Raw genomic sequence first — 22,579 nt, forward strand, 5'->3', positions numbered from 1 at the left:
CGGGGTATTGCTACACGGTATGCAAAAAATGCCGCATCCTTTGTTGCCGCGGTACAAATTCGCTGCATTGCTCTTTGGGCTAACATCTTGTGACGACACTATCTAGAGGGACTAGCTGTGCCTGTCCGTGACTACGCTCTCCTCCTTGCCAGGAACGTTGCTGCGAGGGCCAGTGCCAGTACGCCGCCCACCGCGTCGCATCCGCCTCCGCCCGACGATTTCTTGTCCCCGCCCGGAACGTCATCGTTTCCGGGCTTCTCGGGGATGTCCCTCAGCTTCTTGTTCACGGTTTGGGCAAGGACCTTGTTGCCCGGGAGCGTGACGGTGATCTTCTCGATCGCTGCCTCGGGGTCGAAGCCGGAGTGGGGTACCGCGCCCCTCATGCGCAGGGTGCAGTCCTTTGTTGCGGTCGACCTCGACGGGCCGGAGAGGAGACCTCAGCCCACCTCGTCGAAAAGCTCGAGCGAGGGCTTGTCCATCCTGCTGACCGTAATGTCGACGGACGTCGGAGCGGCGGGGAGGTTCAGTTTCACCCCGATCACGGCTGCCCGGTTGCCCGACGCGTCGGTGACGGTCTCCTTGGTCCAGCTCCCCGCATCGACGAAGGGTGTCGGCTGAGGAGGCTGAGGAACATTGGGCTCCCCTTTCAGCGTGAGCCGAAGTGTCTTCGCCGCGTTGTCGAATTGGGCCGTCGCCCCGGGAAGAAAGGTGAGGTCGGCCTCGATCGTTCCGGCGCCGGGCGCGGCATCCAGAGCCTTGAGCAGGTCGATCGTCTCTCCCGCCTTCAGGGGGCGGTGCCAGGTGTCCGGTAGCCTGAACGTCAGCTTCTTTCCGGCGTCGACCTCCGCCTTCTTCAGCGTCAGCACAGGCTCGGACGTGGCGGCGGGGACCTTCAGGGGCGAGTCCCCCTCGACCTACAGTGCCAGCCCCTTGTGGTTTCCACCGGGCAGATCCAGCTCTACTGCTTCCAGAGAGAGGCCCCAGTCCCCCGGTGCGGAGACCGTGCCGATCTTCAGCGCTCCCGGTCCGTTATCGATATCGATCTCGGCCCCGTCATCGGGATTCAGGGAACCGACCGTCAGGGCCCTTTTAACGCCGTCGAAATCAAGGGCACATTCCTTGAGCTTGGAGCAGCTCAGGACGCCGACCGTCATGTCTGCCTCCGGCCGGATCGTGACCTCGTCGGGGTTGCCCCCTTCGAGCCGGAGCTCGCCCAGCCCCTCGGCGCTGCAAAGCGCCAGGAGAGGCACAGCGGCATTTCCTTTGAAGGTGACCGTTTGGGCCTTCTTGTTCAAAGCGACCTTGGCGCCTGCGGTGGGCTCGAGCTTGAGGTGCCCCGTCACCGGAAGCTCGATGTCGGTATCGGCGCCGTTCTTCAGGGTGAGCGTCTTGCTCGCAGCGACGGCGATCGTTCCCTTACCTCCAACCTCCGTCTTCAGCGCCCCAAGCGTCAGGTCGCCGCGCAGGTCGAGGGAGGAGTCCTGTCCCAGCTCTAGGTCGGCGTCGGCGCCGCCGCCGGAGAGCGTGAGCGCATCGGCAACCCCTTGGGCAGAGCCGGCGCCCTCAAGCGACAGCGTCTTGCCGGCGTCCACGGCAATATCGTTGTTGGCGGCAAACTTCAGTCCATTGTCAGGCACGACCTTCACCGTCGCGTTGCCGAAGGCGTGCAGGCTGCCGCCGGCGCTCAGGGTCAAATTATTGCCGAATGTGATCGTCAAGGTCACGTCGTCTCCAAGCTCAAGAATATTGACCTGTGCGCCATTGACATCCATCTGCACCGCAACGTTTTTCGGGATTACGGCCTTGTCGCCCGCAGCCGGAATACCACCATCCCAGTTGCCTGGCACACTCCAGTTCCCATCGCCGCCTTTCCAGGTACTTGTCGCCGACACGGCGCCGCTGGCGAGGGCCAGGGCCAAGGCCGCCGCCAGCGCGGCCGCGCATAAAAACCTACTGCCCGAGATCATGTTCCCGTCCTCCTTCCTCATCGCTCACAGAGCGGCGTGTTCGTGTCCCGACACGCCGCTCCCTCCGGGTACACCTCCTCCCGGCTTCGATGCGGAAACTTCGCTCCGAATGAAGGGCCGGAGAGGAATGAACCTTTGTTCCGCTCTCAGGTTATCACGTCAGAGCGAAAGGGGGTGTTCCATTATTGACTTTTTTTGCCCTGGATCCCCGGACGCTGGCGTTCCCCGGCGGTAGTCGGTGGGGGAGAGCCCGTTTTTTCGAAACCACGCGTGCGAAATGACCAGGAATTGGAAAAATGCAGCGTTCCCCCACTATGGCAATCGGGAGACGGGAACCTTTGGGATGTCCTTGGCCTCCTTTGCTCCGTTCCGAACAGGTCGGATTGGCATAGGAGTCGCGGAGGCGATCCCGCGGGCGGTTTTTCGTCACGCGATGCCGTTCCGCTTGAAACGGATTTGGTATCATGTCGGGGGGTTGCACGTCCTCGGTGCGCCGATGCAAAATATGGGGATGCCGCGGCGCTGCGCGGGACACCAGGTCGTGCGGCCGGGGCCGAGAGGGAGGGACGAGGATGAACGCGGGACCGATCCGCTGCCCGTGGGCGGAGCAGAGCGCCATCGAGCGCGCGTATCACGATCGGGTGTGGGGCGTGCCGCTGCACGACGAACAGGGGCTCTTCGGGATGCTCTGCCTGGAGGGGATGCAGGCCGGGCTGAGCTGGGTCACCATCCTGCGCAAGATGGCCGCGTTGCGTATGGCCTTCGACGACTTCGACCCTCAGGTCATGGTCGGGTACGACGAGCGCAAGGTCGCCCTGCTCATGGAGACGGAGGGCATCATCCGCAACCGGCTGAAGATCCGCGCCATGGTGCAGAACGCCAGGGCCTACCTGAACCTTAGGGAACGGCACGGCACGCTGGAGGACTTCCTTTGGCGCTACGTGGACTTCACGCCGCAGGTCAACGCCTGGCGCGAGGCGTGCGAGGTCCCGGCCAGGACGCCCCTTTCGGAGCGGATCAGCCGGGACCTGAAACGGCTGGGGTTCGGCTTCGTTGGGCCGACGATTGTCTATGCCTTCATGCAGGCGGTCGGCATGGTCAACGATCATCTGGTCTCCTGCGCGTTCCGGAGGGCCGGATAAGGGGACGGAGGACGAAACCGCCGGGCAACGGAACGGCCTCCGGCGGAGACTGCGATAGCTTGGGAGTGAACGAAACTGAGAGTGATCGACCTGACGCATCCGATCGAGCCGGGCATGCCGGTGTATCCCGGTACGGAGGGCCCAAGGCTCGAAACGGCCAACACCTGTGAAAAAGACGGGTTCCGGGAGACCCTCCTGACCCTGTACTCTCACACGGGGACGCACATGGATGCCCCGGCCCATCTGTACGCGGACGGGACGACCCTGGACCGTTTTCCGGCCGCGCAGTTCGTCGGCTCCGCCGTGGTCGTCGACTGTTCGGAGCTGCGTGCGGGACAGCCGATGACGATGGCGCACGTCGAGAGGCAGCGCGAGGCTGCGGACGGGGCGGAGTTTCTCCTGTTCCGTACCGGGTGGGACCGCTACTGGGGGCAGGACGCCTACTTCGGAGACTATCCCTGCATCGACCTCGAGGTCGTCGACTACGTCCTCCGGACGGGGAAAAAGGGGATCGGTCTCGACACGATAGGGCTCGATCCCATTGCGGACGCGAATCTGACGCGGCACAAAAGGCTGCTCGCGGGCGGCGCGGTGGTGGTGATCGAGAACCTGAAGGGGCTGGGCCGTATCGGGCGCGGACCGTTCACCCTCTGTGCGCTTCCCCTGCAATTCAGGGACGCCGACGGCGCTCCCGTCCGGGCCGTCGCCATGCTGGAGGGGAACGGGTGACGGCGTCCCCCATGGTGCCGTCGAAAACTCGAAACTCTTGGAGGACGCCTCTTTCGGCCTCGAAGACCGATGGAAGCGTGAGGCGGTAGCGAATGGACCTCGTGGCCGCCTTCGTCGTCTTCGCCGGGACGATGATCGCTTCTCTGGTCTGCGGTTTTTCTATGCTTTGGGCGCTCTCCGCCGGCTTCTTGGGCTTTATGGGCGTCGGGGTCCGTCGCGGCTTTGCGGTCTCCGAGCTGCTTCGGATGTCCTGGGAGGGGATGAGGGCGTCCCTTATCGTCATCCGTGTCATGCTGACGATCGGCGTCCTGACGGGGCTTTGGCGGAGCGCGGGGACCTTCGCCGTCCTCACGGCCTGGGGACTGCAGCTCATCACCCCATCGATGTTCGTCCTGGCGGCTTTTCTGCTGTCGTGTGCGCTCTCCTACGCCATCGGGACGTCCTTCGGGGCAGCGGGGACCCTGGGCGTGGCCCTGATGACCCTGGCCCGCAGCGGCGGCGTGAACGAACTTGTGGTGGGCGGCGCCATCCTGTCGGGCATCTATTTCGGGGACCGGGCGTCGCCCGCGTCCTCCTGCGCCAACCTCGTCGCCGCCCTGACGGGAACGGAGCTCTACGACAACGTTCGGCTCATGATGCGGACGGCGTTCGTTCCCTTTCTGATCGCGCTGGGCTTCTACCTCGTCCTGTCGCTGAACAACCCCATGCTCAGTGCGGAGAACCCCGCCCTCACCTCCATGAACCTGGATTTCAACATGAGTCCGTGGGCCGTCCTGCCCGCGGTCCTCATGCTTGCCCTGCCGCCGCTCAAGGTGAAGATCTTCCACACGTTTCTGGCGAGCATCGCCTGTGCCTTCCTCTGCACGCTCCTCCTCCAGGGGCAGCCCCTCGGTGAGGCGCTGCGCTGTGCCCTGGTGGGGCTTCACGCTCCGGCGGGCAGCGCACGAGCCGTCTTCAACGGCGGCGGGCTCGCCTCCATGGCCGGGATCTGCGCCGTGCTGGCGATCTCCGGTACCTACTCCGGGATCTTCGGCGGGACGGGGATGATCGGGGGGCTTCAGGCATCCGTCGCGGGGCTGATGGGCCGGTGGGGCTCCTACCCCGTCACGTTCGCGATCGGTACGCTGGCGAATGCCGTATTCTGCACCCAGGCCCTCGGGATCATGATGACGGTCCACGTCGTCCGGCATCCCTATGAGCGGAAAGGCCTTTCCCGGTCGGAGCTGGCCCAGGACATCGCGAACTCGACGGTCGTCACGGCGGGGCTCGTCCCCTGGTGCATCGGGTGCTCCGTGCCGCTGGCGATGCTGGGCGTCCCGGCCCACGCCGTTCCCTATGCCGCGTACCTCTGGCTGCTGCCGCTCTGTTACGCGTTCACCAAACGGCGATGGTTCAAAGGTCTGTAGCCCTTGGGAGTGTTCGGGGGCGGGTGTTACAATAGCGGCGCCGGCGTCCGGTGCTTGAAGTACGTGTTCCTGATCGGGGAGGATGGCAGAACGTGAAGAACAAAACCTTGGCCTATGGGCGGCAGTGGATCAACGACGACGATATCGCCGAGGTCGTCAGGGTGCTCAAGGGCGACTGGCTGACCCAGGGCCCGACCGTGGCCGCTTTCGAACGGGCGCTGGCCGATTATGCCGGCGTGAAGCACGCGGTGACGTTCGTCAACGGGACGGCCGCGCTGCACGGGGCCATGGCCGCCGCGGGGCTTGGCCCCGGAGACCGGCTCCTGACCACGCCCATGACCTTTGCGGCGACCTCGAACTCCGCGCTTTACGTGGGGGCGGAGCCCGTATTTGCGGACATCGACCCCGCCACCCTGTGTCTGGACCCCGTCAAGGCGGAGGTGAAGCTGAAGGAGCTTCCGGGCCGCGTCCGCGCCATCGCCCCCGTCAGCTTCGCCGGGTATCCGTTCGCCATGGAGCCGTTCAAAAAGCTGGCGGCCGAACATGGGGCGGTGCTCATAGAGGACGCCTGCCATGCGCTGGGCGGCGACCGGGGCGGGCGCAAGATCGGGTTCGATGCCGACATGACCGTCCTGAGCTTCCATCCCGTGAAGCACATCACGACCGCCGAGGGCGGGGCCGTGCTCACCCAGAGCGATGCATACGCGCAGGCGCTCCGGCTCTTCCGCAGCCACGGCATCACCCGGAGCGCCTCTGACTTCGAGGAGGAGCCCGAGGGGCCCTGGCACTGCGAGATGCAGAGCCTGGGGTACAACTACCGCCTCACGGACCTGAGCTGCGCGCTGGGGCTCAGCCAGATGCGGCGCCTGGACGCCTTCGTGAGCCGCCGTCGGGAGATCGCGGCGCTCTACCGCCGCCTGCTCTCGGACGTTTCGGGGCTCGCCCTGCCGCCGGCACACGAGGGGCACGCCTATCACCTGTTCCCCATCCGGGTGGAGGCGGCGCAGCGCGGGCCGCTCTTCGCGCACCTTGCGGAGAACGATATCCGGCTCCAGGTGCACTACTCTCCCGTGCCGCACCATCCGTACTACCGGAAACGGTTCGGCTACCGATGGGGCGACTTTCCGGAGGCCGAGCGCTTCTACCACGAGGCAATCTCCCTGCCGATGTTCCCGCTCCTGGAGGATGCCGATGTGGTGCGGGTTGCGGACTGCGTCAGAGGATTTCTGGAGCGTTGAGAGACGACAAATTTTTCTGAAAAAGGAGCTGTCCCATGGGACGCTCCTTTTTTTTCTCCGCCCTGCGGCTGTGAGGAGCGAAAATGTCCCCTTGCCTTTTTTCATAAAGAGGGTATAATTCCGTCATCGCAATTAGACCGGTCGGTCGAACCGGATATTGTGTCGATAAACACGGAGTCAACCCTGAATTTTGTCGGAGGAAGAGGGGTGGGGAGAATCGTCAGGCAGGAACGGCTGAAGGACGAAAAAAGAACACGGCTGATCGAGGCCGCCATCGAGGAGTTCAACGAGCACGGACTGCAGAAAGCCTCCTACAACCGTATCATCGAGCGCTCCGGGCTCAGCAAGGGGTCGGTCTACTACTACTTCGACAACAAGGATTCGCTGCTCCGCACGGTCATCGAGGAGATCGGCGAGCGCTTTTTGGATGCGGTGGAGGACGTCGGTCTCCCCGAGACGAGGGAGGCGTACTGGGACGGCGTCTGGGAGTACCGGCAGAGAGAGGTGGCCTTCTTTATAGCGAATCCCTCTTTTGCGCGTATTTTGATGATGCTGGGCGAGCGCGATCTGAACTTCGACGATCCTTTATGGAGGGCCTTCGAGCGCCCCATACGTTTTTTGGCCGGCTTGGTGAGGAGGGGGCAGGAGCTTGGGGTCGTGCGGGACGATCTGAGCGTGATGGCGATTCAGCGCCTGATGTGGGCCGTCGGCAGGGTGCTGAACGTTGAGCTGTTCGACGGCATGTGTTTTACGGGGGCGCTTTCGGAAGAAGAGATGGGGCGGAGAGCCCGTCGGTTCATGGAGGCGGTGCAGGACCTGGGCCGAAGGATGCTGGCTCCTTGACCGATCGCCGTTCCGTCTGTTTCGTGGGGAGGAATCGTACATGTGGAAACGACTTTTGTCGCGATTGAATAAACTGAGGTTCATGCTGTGGGTGCTCCTGTTGGCGGTGGCCGTCGTCATCGTGGGGTTCGAGGTGCGCGGAAAATTGGCGCAGAGCGAGGCCAACCTCAAGTCCCTGGAGGCGGCCGAAAAGATCAGCTACCCCGTCACCACGGTGATATTGAAGCCTCAGACCTGGGAGAGCTGGCGAAGCTATTATGGTCAGGGCAAGGCCGCGCGTACGCAGGACGTCACGGCCTTCGAGCGAGAGATCGTCCGGGCGGTCCATGTCCAGGTCGGGGACAAGGTCAAGGCGGGGCAGACGGTGGTCACCCTGCTGACCGCCGACCGCGGAGCCAAGGCCCAGGCCAGGCGGACGGGGTACGACGAGGCCCTTTTGAACTACAACCGCCTGAACGAGCTCAAGAAAAAGGGAGGGGTCTCGCAGTCCGCGGTGGACAAGGCCTACGCGGCATTGAAGTCGGAGGAGGCGCTTTTGAAGGGCTCCCAGTCCACGCTCCAGAGGACGGAGCTCAAGGCCAGCCTCAACGGCATCGTCTCCGCCCGGAACGTCGAGCCGGGCGAGGTGGCGGAGATAGGCAGGCCCCTCATCTCCATCGTCGATCCCTCCAATATGGAAGCGCAGCTGATGGTCTCCAAGAAGGACATCTTCAATATCGGCAAGCAGACCTCCGTGGACATCTACGTCGACGGCGTGCGGAGCGCAGGCTGGGTCAAGCGCGTGAGTCCGGAGGCTCAGACGGGGTCCGGCCTGTATCCCGTGGTCGTCGGCCTGGGATCGGATGCCAACGTACTCCCGGGCACCTACGTCGAGGGGCGTTTTCTGGTGGAGAAAAAGGATAACGTCATCGTCATCCCCTCGGACGTCGTGGTTTACAGGGGCAATGCGCAGTCGGTCTACGTGGCCTCCGGCGACGTGGCACGGAGCGTGGAGGTCGTCACGGGGACGGGCCGGGACGGCAAGGTCGTCGTGACCTCCGGCCTCGAGGCTGGGGACGAGCTGATCGTCAGCGGAAACCGCAACCTTTACGACGGGGTGTCGATCGCCAAGAACCTCGACTTCGGCGAAGACCGACAGTACTGAGGACGAGGCCGAACGATGAGGGGGTTTATCCGATTCTGCATTCGGCGTCCGGTCTTCACCGGATGTTCGGTGGTCATCTGGCTTCTGCTGGGGGCGAGCAGCTACTTCAGCCTGGGGGTCACGCTCTACCCCAGTGTGGAGCTGCCGTTCGTTCTGGTCCGGACGATGTATACGGGGGCCGGACCCAACGAGATCGAGCAGCTGATCTCCAAACCGCTCGAGGACGCGCTCTCCGATCTGGAGGGGCTCAAGAGCATCAACAGCTATTCCCTGGACGGTATCTCGATGCTGGCCGTCGAAATGCGGTCGGGGGTCAACCCGGATCTGGCCCTGGTGGACGTCAACAACAAGGTCAAGGCCAAGATCGCCGACCTGCCCCGGGACGCGGACGAGCCCGTGTCGACCAAGTTCGACATCAACGCGCAGCCCTTCCTGATCGTCTCCTTCACCTCGGACCTACCGGAGAAGGAGGCCAAGAAGTTTATCGACGACCGCATCAAGCCGATCGTGGCACGGGTGGACGGCGTGGGGCAGGTGGACGTGGTGGGCGGACGGGACCGGCAGATCCAGATCGTGCTGGACCCTGCGGCTCTGAGCGACTATGGGGTGACCTATCAGCAGATATGCGCCGTGGTGGCGGCGAACAATCAGACGAGCCCCTCGGGGTACGTCACCCAGAGGAACGACGAGGTCTCTCTGCGCCTGATGGGCGAGTTCAACGAGGTGGAGCAGCTGGAGAACATCCTCGTGCCGACCTCGGACGGGCAGCCCGTGCCCCTCTCCCTTTTGGGCGAGGTCGTGGACGGCGAGGAGGACGTGCGTTCCATAGCCCGGGCCAATGGACGCGCGGTCGTCCAGATGCGGATCAGTCCGCGTGCGAACGCCGACGTCGTCAAGGCGGGACGTGCGATCAAGAAGTCGTTGGCCGAGGCCATGAACGTGCTGCCGGATTTCTCGATGAACTACACCTACGACGACACGCAGTTCATCGAGACCTCGGTCAAGAACGTCATCCGGGACACGGGCGTGGGAATCCTGCTGACGGCCCTGGTCATCTATCTTTTTCTGGGGCGTCTGTCGGCCACCTTCATCGTCGCCGTGTCCATGCCCGTGGCCTTCATGGCGACCTTCGTCCCCATGCAGATGCACGGCTACAGCCTGAACCTGATGAGTACGCTGGGGCTGGCGCTCTCCATGGGAACCCTCGTCATGAACTCCATCCTGATCATCCAGAACATCTACCGCTATCGGGATATGGGCTACGCGCCCTTCGAGGCGGCCGAGGAGGGCACGGTGGAGATCTCAGTCTCCGTCCTGGCGGGTGTCCTGACGAACCTCGGGGTCTTCATGCCCGTGGCCCTGATGTCCACGATCTCCGGGCAGTTCCTGAAGCCCTATGCGGTGACGATCGTGTACGCCACACTCTTCTCCCTGTGGGTCACGATGTCCGTAACGCCCTGTCTGGCGGCTCGCATCCGCCCCGGGAGCTCGGAACCGTCCCTTCCCAGCCGGATCCTGACGGGGTGGTGGAACTGGCTTTTCGAGGGGTTTCAGGACCTCTTTCTGTTCCTGCTCCGCGGCGCGATGCGGCATCCCGTGATCACGATGCTTTTGACCATCCTGATGACTTACGGCTCGGCCAGGCTCGGAGGGCTGATCGGGTCGCAGTTTCTCCCGGTGACGGACGACGGCTCCATCACCATCGACCTGACCCTGGACAACAACGCCTCCCTGGAGAAGACGGAGGGCGTGGTGCGGCGCGTGGAGGATTTCATCGCGTCCATGGAGGAGAAGCCTTACATTCGCGACGTGGTGTCCACGGTCGGAGGGTCGGGACGCAGCAGCGGGCTCTACAAGGCGTCGGTCACCGTCTACCTCAAGGAGGACCCCGAACGTCCCGCAACCCAGATCGTGGCCGACAAGATACGGCCCTTCCTGGCGACCCTGGAGGGCGTGGAGACGGCGACCTCCGCGACGCGCAAGGGGTTCGGTTCCCCGATAGAAATTCACATCAAGGGGGAGGACCTGACGACCCTCTACTCCCTGGCGGAGGAGATCCGCAGCCGCGGACGGGAGGTCCCCGGGGTCCGGGACCTGACCATCGAGACGGAGATGGGCAAGCCGGAGCTCCAGGTGCTTCCCATCCGCTGGCGCCTGACACCGCTGGGGCTTAACATCTCGGACCTGGCCGGGATCATCCGGGGCTATCTGATCGGACGGGATGCGGGCAAATTCCGTCAGGACGGTTTCGAATACGACATCAAAGCCCGGCTGAATCGAGAGAAGGCCGGGGATATCTACAGCGTGCAGGAGCTGCCGATCATGACCCGCTACGGACTGGTTCCCCTGGACGAGATGGCCGACGTGGCCTGGAGCGATGCGCCGACGGAGATTCGCCGCATCGAACGTCAGCGTACCGTCGTCGTTTCCGGCAACGTGCGCTACATCACGACGGGCGAGGGCAACGCCAGGATGAGGGAGGTCGTCTCCCGCATGGAGCTGCCCCCGGGCTATACCATCTCCTTCGGCGGCGAGGCCGAGGATATGGCCGAGGAGTTCGCCGAGCTCATTCGTACGATGGTCATCTCCATCGTCGTGACCTACATCGTCGTGGCGGCGATCATGGAGTCCTGGCTCTATGCCGCGGTCATCCTGTTCACGGTGCCCATGGCGATGATCGGAGTCGTCCCCGCCATGCTGCTGGCGGGCGTCAGCATATCCATCTTCTCCCTGATCGGCATGATCATGCTGGTGGGGATGGTGGTCAACAACGCCATCGTCGTCGTGGACTATGCCGAGGTGCTGAGGATGGAGGGCAAGCACCCCTACGAGGCCATCGAGACGGCCTGCAAGGTGCGCTTCAAATCCCTGGTCATGGCCGTCGTGACCTCCGTGGTCTCCCTGCTGCCGCTGATGCTCTCGTCCGGGCGCGGATCGGAGATGCGCGCGCCCATCGCGGTCGTTGCCGTTGGCGGGCTGATCGCGGGGGGAATGCTGGCGCTTCTGTCCGTCCCCGCCGCGTATCGCATCTGTTGGGCGGTTCGCCTGTGGCGGGAACGGAGGCGGGAGAGGACCAGGGCCGCGTCCCTCGGGGCGTAGGGCGGTCATGGCATGTAAGGCCCCTCGGATGAGCCAATCCGAGGGGCCTTTTGTCATGGTCCGGTTTGCCGGAGAAGGGCTAGAGCAAGGCGGAGAAGAGTATGACCAGGAGCAGCCCCGGGAGCATGTTGGCCGTCCTGAACTCCACGATTCTCAGGAGCCCCAGGCCGATGGCCGCGATCATCAGTCCGCCCAGTCCCGAAAGGTTGTCGAGCATTGCGGGGGTGATGAGCGCTTGGAGCGACCCGGCGAGAAACGTCAGGATCCCCTGATAGAGCAGAATGGACAGGCCGGAAAAGAGCACGCCGATGCCGAGCGAAGCGGCCAGGAAGAGGGACGCGATGCCGTCCATGATCCCCTTGGTGACGAGGAGCCCCGGATTGTTGCGAACGCCGTTCTCGATCGCTCCGAGGATGGCCATCGAACCGACGCAGAAGAGCAGGGTGGCCGTGACGAACCCCTCGGTGAAGGAATCGGAGCCGATGCGCAGTTTCGACCTCAGTTTGTCGCCCGCCCTGGAAAGCAGGGCGTCCAGGTCCATCAATTCTCCTGCGGTGGTCCCCAGGACGAAGCTCAGCAGGACGCAGAGGACATCCTGCATCCTGAGCGCCATGTCGATGCCCATGTACAGACAGAACAAGCCGAGGCACTGAAAGATGCTGTGCTGTACCCGTTCCGGGAAGAAGCTCCCTGCGAGCAGGCCGACGGCGGAGCCGCCGACGACGGCCAGAGAATTGAACAGCGTCCCGCCCGCGGGGATGTGATTCAGGAATTCCATATTGTAAAAACAGCCTCCTTGCTGCAATCGAAGAACCGGCAAGCCCCTTGTGGCCTGCCGGTTCGGAAAGGTCGGCTCCGATCTGTCCGGGGATCAGGCCTTGATGGCCTCGATACGTCCCGGATAAGCGGCGATCGCATTCTTGAGGATGTTCGTGGCCTTGATCAGGTCGTCGTTCTTCAGGACGTAGGCCAGGCGCATCTCGTCCCTGCCGCGGTCGGGAGCGGCGTAGAAGCCGTTTCCGGGGGCGGCCATCATCGTCTCGCCGTTGATGTCGAAGTTCTGGAGCATCCAGATGATGAACTTCTCGGCGTCGTCCACGGGGGCCTTGACCATGACGTAGAACGCGCCCTTGGGCTCCTCGCAGACCACCCCGTCGATCGACTTCAGGGCCTTGTAGAGGGTGTCCCGCCGTGCCTTGTACTCCTTGTTCACGTCCTCCAGATACTTCTTGGAAGTCTTGTAGAGCCCGGTGGCGCCGACCTGCTCCAGCGTGGAGACGCAAAGGCGCCCCTGGCAAAGTTTGAGCACCTGCCCCATGAATTCCTTGTTCTTGATCGCGATGGTGCCGATGCGCGCCCCGCAAGCGCTGAAACGCTTGGAGACCGAGTCGACCATGATCACTCGATCCAGAACGTCCTTCATGTGTCCCAGACTGGTGAACTTTTCGCCGTCGTAGGTGAACTCGCGGTAGACCTCGTCGCCGATCAGGTAGAGATCGTGTTTTTTGGCGAGCCCGGCCAACATCTCCAGCTCCGCCGGGGTGTAGACGGCCCCCGTGGGGTTGCCGGGGTTGGAGATCCAGATCGCCCGGGTGCGCGGTGTGATGAGCTTCTCGATAACGGCCGCGGGGGGAAGGTGGAAGCCCTCCTCGGCCCTCGTGGGGATCGGCACGAGTTTCGCCAGAGCGGACTGGGCGAACGCATTGTAGTTCGCGTAGAAGGGCTCCGGGACCAGCAGCTCGTCGCCGGGGTCGCAGATGGTCATGACGGCGAACCAGAGCGCCTCGCTGCCGCCGTTGGTGACGTAGATGTCGTTGCGTTCGTAGGGAATATCCCAGGAGTTGTAGTAGGCGCTCACGGCGTCGCGAAGGTCGTTGTTGCCCTGCGAGGTCGCGTAGGCGACGGTCTCCACCTTGAAGTTCCTGACGGCCTCGAAATACTCGTCCGGCGTCTTGATGTCCGGCTGGCCGATGTTGAGGTGGAACACCTTTTTCCCCTTGGCCTTGGCCTCGTCGGAGAAGGGGATGAGCCGACGAATGGGCGAAGTCTGCATAGCCTTGATGCGATCCGAAAAATGCATGTTCATACAACCTCCTTGGTTTTTGGAACGAATCTCAGCCGGCCCTTCCGGGCCGGTTATTTCGCCTTTCCCTGACCGGCCACGGCGGCCTGCGCCTTCGCTACGGCGTCCGCGTCGCCGAGGTAACGGTGTCCCAGCGGCTTCATGTCCTGGTCGAGGGTGTAGACCAGAGGAATGCCCGTGGGGATGTTCAGCTCCAGAATGTCCTTCTCGGAGATGTCGTCCAGATACTTGACCAGTGCCCGAAGGCTGTTTCCGTGGGCTGCAACGACGATCTTCCTCCCGGCACGGATCTCCGGGACGATGGCCTCCCGCCAGTAGGGCACGACGCGGGCAACGGTGTCCGCCAGGCATTCGCCCGCGGGGATCTGTTCGGGAGCAAGGTCCGCATAGCGAGGATCCTTGGCGGGATAGCGCTCGTCGTCCTTGTCCAGCAGGGGAGGCAGAACGTCGTAGCTGCGGCGCCATATCTTGACCTGCTCGTCGCCGTATCGGGCCGCGGTCTCGGATTTGTTCAGGCCCTGGAGGCCGCCGTAATGGCGCTCGTTCAACTTCCAGGAATGACGGACGGGGATCCACATCCGGTCCATCTCCTCCAGGACGAGCCACAGAGTTTTGATGGCCCGCTTCAGCACGGAGGTGAAGGCCAGGTCGAAGGCGTAGCCCTCCTCTTTCAAAAGCCGCCCCGCAGCCCGGGCCTCCTCGACGCCCTTCTCGGACAGGGGGACGTCGGTCCAGCCGGTAAAGCGGTTTTCCCTGTTCCATGCGCTCTCGCCATGGCGTATCAGTGCGATCTCGTACATGAAGCATCACTCCCCGATTTTTTCAACGGAATTGACGTGCGATGAAAGATTCGGTAGGACTCCGCAAAGAATGGGAGCATGTGTCCCGTCCTTGCCCTTTACGGAAAAGATTATCAGATAACGAGATTTTTTGACAGAGGGAAAGGCCCTGGCTTTCCCTGAAGCCCTCTTTTTGTTAGTATTGGAAGGGCAATTTCAATGATTTGGAAATGGAATCGGGCCGCTTTTCCGGGCCCTGCATGCGGATTGAAAGGGGTGGACCGGTGATGCCGGAGACAACGTTGAGAAAAGGGGACCGCGTCGTTCGCTTCGAGCGCGGGGGACGGGTGGAGATCGGGCGTTTGGTGGAGGAGGGAGAGGTGGAATTGCTGGACGGGGAGGACCTCTTCTCCGGGGGCAGGGAGCGGTTGACGGGAGCGCGCCGCCTTCCGCCCTGCGAGCCCGGGGCGATCTGGTGCGTCGGCAAGAACTATCTCGATCACGCCAGGGAGATGGAGAGCGTTCCGCCCTCGGAACCCTGCATTTTTCTGAAGGCCCTGACCGCCCTCGCCGCCCATGAGGATGTCGTCCGCTTCCCGTCCTGGGCCGGGCGCATCGACTACGAGGGGGAGCTGGCCGTCGTGATCGGGGAGGATTGCCGGAACGTCCCCGAGGCGGAGGCTCTGGACGTCGTGAGGGGTTATGCTTGCTTCAACGACGTCACGGCGCGGGACCTTCAGCGGGAGGACGGGCAGTGGACGCGCGGCAAGGGGTTCGACGGTTTCGGGCCTCTAGGGCCGTGCCTTCTGATCGCCCGGGAGATGCCCGCGGAGGCGGTGCTCCGCACCCGCCTGAACGGCCGTGTGGTGCAGGAGAGCGTTCTGGGGAACATGATCTTCGGGGTGGCGCGGGTCATCGCGCACGTCAGCCGTTTTGCCACGCTGCACGCGGGCGACGTCATCGCCACGGGAACCCCCAGCGGCGTCGGCCCCGTTCGCGACGGGGACACGGTGGAGGTGGAGATCGACGGCATCGGTGTCCTGAGGAACCGTTTTGCCGAGGAGCGGGGCTAGCGGGCCCATGCACATCACGCTGTGGCTGACGGGGGATCAGGAGCGGATAAGGGTTCCGCTCTCCAACCTGCACCTGTTCCAGTCGCTGCTCTACGCGGTGCTGCCTCCGGACCGGGCCGCCTTTCTGCACGACGAGGGATACCGCGTCGATGGGCGAAGGTTGAAGCTCTTCGCGATGAGCTGGCCCATCGCGGCGTCGCGTCCGGCCTTCGAGGAGAACGCCATCCTGTTTCCGCTGCCGGTCCGGCTGGTGGTCTCCACGCCGATGACCGACACCATGGACGGCATCGCCGGCGGTGTTTTGAACGCCTCGGAGCTCCGGGTGGGCAACAACGTCGTCCGGTGCGAGCGCATCGAGGCGGAGCAGCAGCATGCGGACGGTGATACCCTGACCGTGCGCACCCTGTCGCCCATCACCTGCTACGACCAGGCGGAACGGAACGGCAGGCCCTATACAATCTACTTCAGCCCCCACCAGAAGGATTTCGCCGTATCGGTCCACAACAACCTGGTGCGCAAGTTCCGCGCGATCTTCCCCGACCGGGCCGTTCCGGAGGGGACGGTCCGTATCGCCCCGCTCGGGCCGGTGCGGGAACGGGTGGCGATCTTCAGCCCGGAGACGTCCTTTCCCATCAAGGGATGGTCGGGCCGGTTCCGCCTGGAGGGGCCCCAGGAACTGCTTCAGATCGCTCTGGACTGCGGCCTGGGCGCCAAGAACAGCGCGGGATGGGGGTGCGTGACGCGGGGGTGAGGGGACAGGGGATAACTCGTGGTGCTAAAATCAGAGAGTTCTTCCTGAGAGCTTGTTTTATGCGCGCTTTCAGGTATGGAAATGTGGTGCTCTGCTGGGAGTATAAGGAAAATTCCTTTTTTAGGTATTTTGTGTCAGTGGTACTTGCGTTGTTTTTATTTTTTGATATGCTTCTCTTGAAAGATCAGGGGGAGCATATCATGCACTCGCAGCACTCTCAAAAGAAAGCAGTGCACAACAGAAAACGAGTTGGCAGCATCCGCACGGTAAAAATCTACGACAACAATGTTTTTATTGAAATTAAGGGCCTCTTAATATCGGATATGTCCGTACAACAACTAATTTGGGGGCGCTAATCTCTAAAGGCTTAAAGGACGTCATCAATTTTATCAAGTCCGTTTGGGCTACATTACCGCTGTGGAGGTGATGGTCATACAACATACGTTCAAGGCACGAGGGCATTGGTGGTTCGATTCCGGTCTGATGGGGCTGTACTTTATCGCGAAAGATAAGAAAATACAGGAGTCGGAACGCTGGCCGGATGTCGAGGTTGTCCTGGATTTTGACGGCGTATCGATTAAAGCTCCGGATGATCAAATGAAACCCTTTCTGGAGTCCTGTTACGAGAAACTGGCCTCCAACTGGTGGAACCGATCGACAAAAAAGCAAAAGGAGAATCCGGAACTCGTTTGCTACGACCAAGAGAAGAAAGAGTTGGATTGTCTGGCGAAACGAATGCCGACTCCCGTTCCCGCCCTGTCGGTAAGCGCCACAAGTTGGAGGGGGAAAGCGGATGCGTTCGAGGACTTGTCCGCGTCGCTTCAGGAGGAGGTGGCGGCCTTCCTGAAGGAACGAAAAAAGTCTCTATGGGGGACCAAGAAAAAACTCTGTTACGAGCAGCCTGTCTGTCATCCCCAATTGGATATCTTTCCCAAGGTCCGGCGAGGGGGAGGGGCCGTGTGTTCCGTCTGCGGGCAGACCGCCGTCTGCGACAGAGTCTCTCAAACCTCCTTCCCTCTCTTCTCGAGCCAAAGTGCGACCTTTTCCTTCAATTCCGATCTGGGATCGCCCGATCTTATCTGCTGGGAATGCCAGCTGCTGGGCAAGTTTGCCGTTCACGCGTCGTATTACAAGGTCGCGGATTCCCTGACCTACATCATGCAGCTGAACTCCGGAGACCTGAGGGTTTTGGAGGATGCCCATCTGTCGTTTGGAATACCTTCCTCACTACGACTCTCATTGGATGACGACAGGATTTATTTCTTCAACTTCGGAGAAAAAAGCCGTATTTTGCAGAACGCTCGCCTATCCTATGAGGTGCTGTGGGGCTTTTATCTGGAGGCCTATGAGCTGGTCTTGAAGAACCAGCAGAAGCGCCGGAACGAGGCGCGCGCCTTGGAGAACTCGGATGAGGATGAGATCGACGAGGAGTCCCTCAGGCGAACGGCCGCGCTGAACGTCGTCCTTGCGGCTCTGGACTCCAAGGGGAGTACGTTCATCACCAAGGAGGTCGTCACCTATACCGATACGGCTTACCTGTTCCGGCTGATCGGCTTTATCAAAAAATATATCCGCACCGAGGCCCCGGAGGCTATGGCTCAGGATCTCGGGCGTTTTTTTGAGTCCCTCTTTTGGGATTTGGAGCTTCCCAATCCGCAGAAGCCTTACGATCCGCTTAATGGGATGGAGCGCAACAGCCTGCTGCGGTGCGTGTTCGAGAAGAAATCCATCGTGTGCCGTGCGGAGAGTTTCGTGTTCAAAAAGTCTTTGGCGGTCGATTATCCGTGGTTAGGCCACATCCTGTTCTTCGTGATGGCTTACGAGCTCGTGGTGCATTGTCGGGATTCGGAGGAAGGAGAGAAAAAAGGCATGGCGAAAGGCATGACAAAGGATCAAATTGCCCTTGCGACGAAGTTGGGGGCGCAGATCGTCTTGGCTGCAAAGGAGACTCTGGTGAAAGAGGGTGAGGGCCTTGAAAGCATGAAGGCCGTCAAGGGTGATCTTTTTACTCTACGCAAAACCCGAACAGCGACGGATTTCCTGGAGCAGCTGAATCGCCTGCAGTTCCGCTACGGAATCGTCGTCAACAAGGAGATTGCGGCGGGGGTTTTTGCCGAGCTGGCCGAGAGCGATGTCCCTTTTGAGGAGTTTCGGGCCTATTGCATGATTGCCGCCTTGAACGCCTACAACAACGTTATGCGTCCTCGTGCTTCAGAGGGTAAGGACTCTCAGTCCGGTAACGAATGACGGAAAAACATTACAGGAGGTAACATGAGATGACGAATTTCAAATGCCTGACGCTGACCTACCTGACGCACGCCTCTTATGCCTCTTTGAACGGCTCCGACAAGGAGGCCGACAACATCTCCAGCATCAAGAAGATCCGAATGAACGACGGCCTGGAGTATCCGTACAAATCCTCACAGGCGATTCGCCGGGATCTGCGCGAACAACTGGCCGTCATGGACTGGGAGCTTTCCGAGGCCGCTCTGGCCAAACAGACGAAGGGGGCGGCAGCGACCCTTGGCGATCCTGAGACGTACATCGACGACGATCTGTTTGGGTTCATGATCGCCGACAAGGTCACGAAAAAACGCACGGGCCCGGTGCGCGTCTCGCCCTTGATCTCCCTGGAACCCTATCGGGGGGAGCTGGACTTTGCCACGAACTATATGGGCGTCAAGGCCGGCGGAAACCCGAACATCTTCGAGACGGAAATCCACTCCGGTTTTTACAGAGGGACGATCCTGATCGAGCTGGATCGGATCGGGGTTGCCGATGCCGAGACCTATAAATTGGATCTGGGGGCAGGGGAGAAAAAACGCCGAGTGGCGGCACTCCTGGACGCCATCCAGAATCTCTGGGGGATCGGACGTCAGAGCCGTTTTCTGGCGGACATCTCTCCCAAGTTCGTGGCGGCCGCGTTGATGAGGGTCAAAAATCCTGTCTTCATGGAGTGCGTCCGTGTTCGCTTGGAGGGAGAAGAGGAAGAGAAAAAATTGGGTTTCGTGGAGTACGGCCTGATCGAGAATACCCTCAAGGACTGCGAGAAAGCTGTTGCCCACTGGGTTCTGGGGGAGCGCAAGGGCTTTTTCTCCCGTGATATGACCGCGGCAAAGCCTCTGGGAGAAGCGTTCAATACGATGAGAGGATGGTTGGACGAGGTCTACGGAGGGTAGCCATGTACGGCTTTTTCGTATCGCTTCATGGGATGACGGCCTCATTTCGCGAGCCCGGTTCTCATCTTTATCAGGCGACGCTGCCCCTGCCTCCCGTCTCCGCGCTGGTGGGGATGGCCGGAGCTGCCCTGGGAAAACCTTTTGAGGAAGCCTGGCCGTTCTTCAAGGATGCGGGACTCTTCGTCGGGGCTTCGGGGAGCTCCGGAGGGGGCGGCATAGACCTTTGGAATTACGACAAGATGGCAACTCCAAAAGGGAGTGAAGAAATAGCTTTCGCAAAATTGCACGGACTTTCCAAGGTGGTGCGGAAGGATATCCTGAACCGGGAGTTTCTGGCAGACGCGGAGTTCGTTGCCTTTTATGCGTTGGGGGATCGGGAGAAGGCGGATTGCCTGCGTTCTGCCTTTAAGGATCCCGTTTATGCCCTTTCTCTGGGAAGCAGCGACGACATCGCTCTTGTTCGGGAGGTCTCGGAGCTGTGCCCGATTGGAGACGAAGAGGAGAGCGACAGCTTTGCGGACACGCTTTTACCCGGCGACCATGCCGATAGCGTCCGATTCGATTGGGATGCCTTGAGGCGCGCTTGTGTGGTGCAGACGCTGAAAGCGCCCCTGGTGCGCCCCCTTATCGTCGATTTTGAGTTTAAGGGAAACGAGCGCCACGGAATCCGTTACCGCCTCTTCACCTTTTTGTCGGGGCATCAGCGTCTGCTGAATCCTCAAAGGGCGTTCCGTTTTCCGAACGTGGCCTTGCCCGTGCCGCTTTACGGCTTGGAGAATGAGGAGCAATGAGCTTCTACGCCAAGGCTTTGGAGGGTGTGGAGGGCACTTACGAATATCACGTGAGGACGTGCTTGAGTATCGCCTCCGAATTTCTGAGGCTCAACCGGGAGCCCTTGGAGAGGGTGTGCTCCTGGTTGGAGGTCTCTTATGAAGAATTGACGGCCCTTTGCCTGAGGGCCGTTTTTTTTCACGATATCGGGAAATTGGGTGACTTCTTTCAAGAACGAATGAGGCGGCGGCTGGGGCCAGGCGGAAAGGACGATCCGAAGCGTTTTTTTCGGCACGAGCTCCTCTCTGCCCGCCTGCTCCATGCGCTCTGGGACAGGGAAAAAGGGTTGTTTCCCCATGACGTCTGGGCCGTCCTGGGGCATCACAAGAAGTTGGATCGTGGCTGGTCCAATTTTGGCAGAGAGAGGGATATCGCGAAGCCCGACAGGCTGACGGCGTCGCAGATTCAGTTTGGGCTGAATTTTGACGAGTCGTGGAAGGCGCTTGTGCAACAGGACGAGAAAACGATGAAGAGACTGCTCGATCCTCGCCTTTTTGAGGATTGGGACGACGACTGCAATTGGGCCAGAAGCTTTTTGGACGAGTTTGAGGCTTGGCACTTAAGCGCTTGCAAACGGCGGAGTACGGTTGGAAACCGGACGCTCTCCGCCCTAGTTCGAGGGGTTGTGGGTTACGCGGATTGGCAGGCCTCGGCCTCGCCCGAAGATCGCTTGAATCCTCGTCATTCCCTGGACGTTGCGGCGTTGAATGCCAAGATCCGAGAACGGGTGGAACAGCAGGCGCGTCCCGGCGACCCACCCTTTGCCAAGCGTCCGTTTCAGACATCGTGTGAGGAGGCTTTAGGAGATGTCCTGGCCATCGCTCCGACGGGGAGCGGAAAGACGGAGGCCTCGCTGCTCTGGGCCGTGAATGGAGGGTTGGGCAAGGTGTTGTTCCTCATGCCGACCAAGGTCACCTCCAACAGCCTTTATGAACGGATGAGAACCTATTTTGATCCCAGGGACTGCGGGATATCCCATTCAGGGGCCGGGGTGTATCTTGCGCTTCGAAAGGACGAGGATGAGCGGGAGGAGAGCACGGACGACAAGCTGAAGATGCTGCGCCAATACAAGGCGTTTATGGCTCCGGTCATGGTTGCGACGGTGGATCAGCTGCTGACGGCCAACTTCAACATGAGGGACTGGTTTTTCAAAGAGTTGGCCACTTTGGGGGCCTCGGTCGTCTTCGACGAGATTCATGCTTACGCTCCCTTTACCCTGGCGCTGATCTCGGAGAGCATCAAGCGCATTCGTGCGATGGGAGGGCGCGTCATGGTGATGAGCGCCACGATGCCCCAAAAGCTGAGGGAACACTTTCAGACCCTTCTGGGCGTGAAGATGCCCGTTGTCGCCGAGGAGCTGATGGAAAAACGGAAATGTTCCTGGGAGTACAGGGATGCCCCGCTGGAATCTTTCGACGAGGAAATTCTGGAGGCACTGTCACAGGGGCGTAAGGTTGCCGTTGTGGTGAATACGGTGGATGTTGCGCAGGAGTTGTTTTTGCGCTGGAGATCCATTTTAGAGGAACGGTTGCCGGATAAAAAGATCCTCTGTTACCATAGTCGCTTTATCATGAGGGATCGAGACGAAAAGGAAAAGCTTCTGCTGGAGAAGGATAAGGAGGGACGCCCTGCCTTCGTGGATCTCGTGGTCGCGACCCAGGCCATTGAGGTCTCGCTGGATATCAGTTTCGATCTCATGTTGAGCGAATGTGCTCCTTTGGACAGCTTGATTCAGCGTGCGGGGCGCTGTAACCGATTTGGCAAGTCCAAGGGAGCTCGTTTTGTGGTTTTCCCCATCAGTGATGTGGCCAGGGAATACGTCTATAAAAATGCCAGAGAGCCTCTTGGGTGTACGCTGGACGTTCTGAGACGGTGGGAAGGGTCTCCTTCCGAGCGGGATCTGTCTGCGATGTTGGAGGAGGTCTATCTCAGCCTCGAAATTGAGGATGAAAATTACGAGGAGGGCAGGCGAGCAGCGCGGAGCATTCTTGAGAACCCCGATGCCTCCATTCTGGATGAGACGATTCTTCAGGATGATGCTTTGACTCGTAAGATCGAGTTCCTTAAAGTGCAGGTCATTCCGTACAGCTTTCTCGGAGAAGTTCAGGAGCTCTGGTCGAGCGGGAACAAGGCAGATCTTTTGAAGATCGCGCAATTCGAAGTTCCCATCGGACTCCATCAGGCGAAAGGATTTAAGGCCTCCCGGCTTCCGAAGGGCATGGAGTATTTGAATATACGAGAGGTCGAATACGATAAAGAGATTGGGGCAAAATTGCAGGAACGTGATTCTTCGGATGTCATGATATAGGAGGATG

Annotated in this window: 19 protein-coding genes and 1 pseudogene; 14 read left to right on the top strand and 6 right to left on the bottom strand. The window is 61.0% G+C overall.

Going from position 1 to position 22,579, the window contains the following annotated elements; translation table 11 throughout:
* Positions 1 to 93 (top strand): annotated as a pseudogene (locus EII26_RS11340) (IS5/IS1182 family transposase); the annotation flags it as partial.
* A gap of 38 nt (positions 94 to 131) precedes the next feature.
* On the opposite strand, the gene EII26_RS11345 reads toward EII26_RS11340, so the two are convergent.
* The 3 genes from EII26_RS11345 to EII26_RS11355 are packed head-to-tail and all read right to left on the bottom strand — an operon-like array spanning position 132 to position 1,967.
* Complete coding sequence (locus EII26_RS11345) at positions 132 to 383, bottom strand: hypothetical protein (protein ID WP_124889276.1); 252 nt, start codon at positions 381 to 383, stop codon at positions 132 to 134.
* 54 nt (positions 384 to 437) lie between these two features.
* Positions 438 to 866, bottom strand: a complete 429-nt coding sequence (locus tag EII26_RS11350) for a hypothetical protein (protein ID WP_124889277.1) — start codon at positions 864 to 866, stop codon at positions 438 to 440.
* 48 nt (positions 867 to 914) lie between these two features.
* Complete coding sequence (locus EII26_RS11355) at positions 915 to 1,967, bottom strand: hypothetical protein (protein ID WP_124889278.1); 1,053 nt, start codon at positions 1,965 to 1,967, stop codon at positions 915 to 917.
* A 572-nt stretch (positions 1,968 to 2,539) separates the two neighbouring features.
* Between EII26_RS11355 and EII26_RS11360 the strand changes: the two genes are divergently transcribed.
* The 7 genes from EII26_RS11360 (at position 2,540) to EII26_RS11390 (ending at position 11,568) form a co-directional block, all read left to right on the top strand.
* Complete coding sequence (locus EII26_RS11360; RefSeq protein WP_124889279.1) at positions 2,540 to 3,109, top strand: DNA-3-methyladenine glycosylase I; 570 nt, start codon at positions 2,540 to 2,542, stop codon at positions 3,107 to 3,109.
* 81 nt (positions 3,110 to 3,190) lie between these two features.
* A complete protein-coding gene (locus tag EII26_RS11365; RefSeq protein ID WP_233572729.1) occupies positions 3,191 to 3,838 on the top strand; it encodes a cyclase family protein in 648 nt (215 codons plus the stop codon).
* 92 nt (positions 3,839 to 3,930) lie between these two features.
* The gene (locus EII26_RS11370; protein ID WP_124889281.1) at positions 3,931 to 5,244 is read left to right on the top strand and encodes a Na+/H+ antiporter NhaC family protein; all 1,314 of its coding nucleotides are present in this window, start codon (positions 3,931 to 3,933) and stop codon (positions 5,242 to 5,244) included.
* 92 nt (positions 5,245 to 5,336) lie between these two features.
* Positions 5,337 to 6,482: a UDP-4-amino-4,6-dideoxy-N-acetyl-beta-L-altrosamine transaminase gene (gene pseC, locus EII26_RS11375; protein ID WP_124889282.1), complete on the top strand. Its 1,146-nt coding sequence runs from the start codon at positions 5,337 to 5,339 to the stop codon at positions 6,480 to 6,482.
* 207 nt (positions 6,483 to 6,689) lie between these two features.
* Positions 6,690 to 7,325 (top strand): TetR/AcrR family transcriptional regulator, encoded by a 636-nt coding sequence (locus EII26_RS11380; protein WP_158612299.1) that lies wholly within the window; start codon positions 6,690 to 6,692, stop codon positions 7,323 to 7,325.
* Positions 7,326 to 7,365: 40 nt separating this feature from the next.
* On the top strand, positions 7,366 to 8,469 hold the full coding sequence (locus EII26_RS11385) for an efflux RND transporter periplasmic adaptor subunit (protein WP_124889284.1): 1,104 nt from the start codon (positions 7,366 to 7,368) through the stop codon (positions 8,467 to 8,469).
* A gap of 15 nt (positions 8,470 to 8,484) precedes the next feature.
* Positions 8,485 to 11,568, top strand: coding sequence for an efflux RND transporter permease subunit (locus tag EII26_RS11390; RefSeq protein ID WP_124889285.1), 3,084 nt, complete (start codon positions 8,485 to 8,487; stop codon positions 11,566 to 11,568).
* A 79-nt stretch (positions 11,569 to 11,647) separates the two neighbouring features.
* Here EII26_RS11390 and EII26_RS11395 read toward each other — a convergent pair whose 3' ends face one another.
* From EII26_RS11395 to gpmA, 3 genes are all read right to left on the bottom strand, one after another.
* The gene (locus EII26_RS11395; protein WP_124889286.1) at positions 11,648 to 12,346 is read right to left on the bottom strand and encodes a DUF554 domain-containing protein; all 699 of its coding nucleotides are present in this window, start codon (positions 12,344 to 12,346) and stop codon (positions 11,648 to 11,650) included.
* Positions 12,347 to 12,439: 93 nt separating this feature from the next.
* Positions 12,440 to 13,648 (bottom strand): pyridoxal phosphate-dependent aminotransferase, encoded by a 1,209-nt coding sequence (locus EII26_RS11400; protein ID WP_124889287.1) that lies wholly within the window; start codon positions 13,646 to 13,648, stop codon positions 12,440 to 12,442.
* Between the two features lie 56 nt (positions 13,649 to 13,704).
* Positions 13,705 to 14,451 carry a 2,3-diphosphoglycerate-dependent phosphoglycerate mutase gene (gene gpmA / locus EII26_RS11405; RefSeq protein WP_124889288.1) on the bottom strand — a complete coding sequence of 249 codons (747 nt, stop codon included), beginning with the start codon at positions 14,449 to 14,451 and terminating at the stop codon, positions 13,705 to 13,707.
* A gap of 266 nt (positions 14,452 to 14,717) precedes the next feature.
* Here gpmA and EII26_RS11410 point away from each other — a divergent pair, with 266 nt between their 5' ends.
* From EII26_RS11410 to cas3, 6 genes are all read left to right on the top strand, one after another.
* The gene (locus EII26_RS11410) at positions 14,718 to 15,503 is read left to right on the top strand and encodes a fumarylacetoacetate hydrolase family protein (protein ID WP_124889289.1); all 786 of its coding nucleotides are present in this window, start codon (positions 14,718 to 14,720) and stop codon (positions 15,501 to 15,503) included.
* Between the two features lie 7 nt (positions 15,504 to 15,510).
* A complete protein-coding gene (gene cas6, locus EII26_RS11415; RefSeq protein WP_124889290.1) occupies positions 15,511 to 16,254 on the top strand; it encodes a CRISPR-associated endoribonuclease Cas6 in 744 nt (247 codons plus the stop codon).
* Between the two features lie 399 nt (positions 16,255 to 16,653).
* On the top strand, positions 16,654 to 18,501 hold the full coding sequence (locus EII26_RS11420) for a hypothetical protein (protein WP_233572730.1): 1,848 nt from the start codon (positions 16,654 to 16,656) through the stop codon (positions 18,499 to 18,501).
* Positions 18,502 to 18,530: 29 nt separating this feature from the next.
* Positions 18,531 to 19,433 carry a type I-B CRISPR-associated protein Cas7/Cst2/DevR gene (gene cas7i / locus EII26_RS11425; RefSeq protein ID WP_124889292.1) on the top strand — a complete coding sequence of 301 codons (903 nt, stop codon included), beginning with the start codon at positions 18,531 to 18,533 and terminating at the stop codon, positions 19,431 to 19,433.
* A gap of 2 nt (positions 19,434 to 19,435) precedes the next feature.
* Entirely contained in the window at positions 19,436 to 20,224 is a 789-nt protein-coding gene (cas5, locus tag EII26_RS11430; RefSeq protein ID WP_255415971.1) for a CRISPR-associated protein Cas5, read from the top strand.
* Positions 20,221 to 22,572, top strand: coding sequence for a CRISPR-associated helicase Cas3' (cas3, locus tag EII26_RS11435; protein ID WP_124889294.1), 2,352 nt, complete (start codon positions 20,221 to 20,223; stop codon positions 22,570 to 22,572). The genes cas5 and cas3 overlap by 4 nt, the downstream gene beginning before the upstream one ends.
* Positions 22,573 to 22,579: the final 7 nt, after the last annotated feature.

Origin of the sequence: Fretibacterium sp. OH1220_COT-178 (genome assembly GCF_003860125.1) — a bacterium.
Taxonomy (GTDB): domain Bacteria; phylum Synergistota; class Synergistia; order Synergistales; family Aminobacteriaceae; genus CAJPSE01.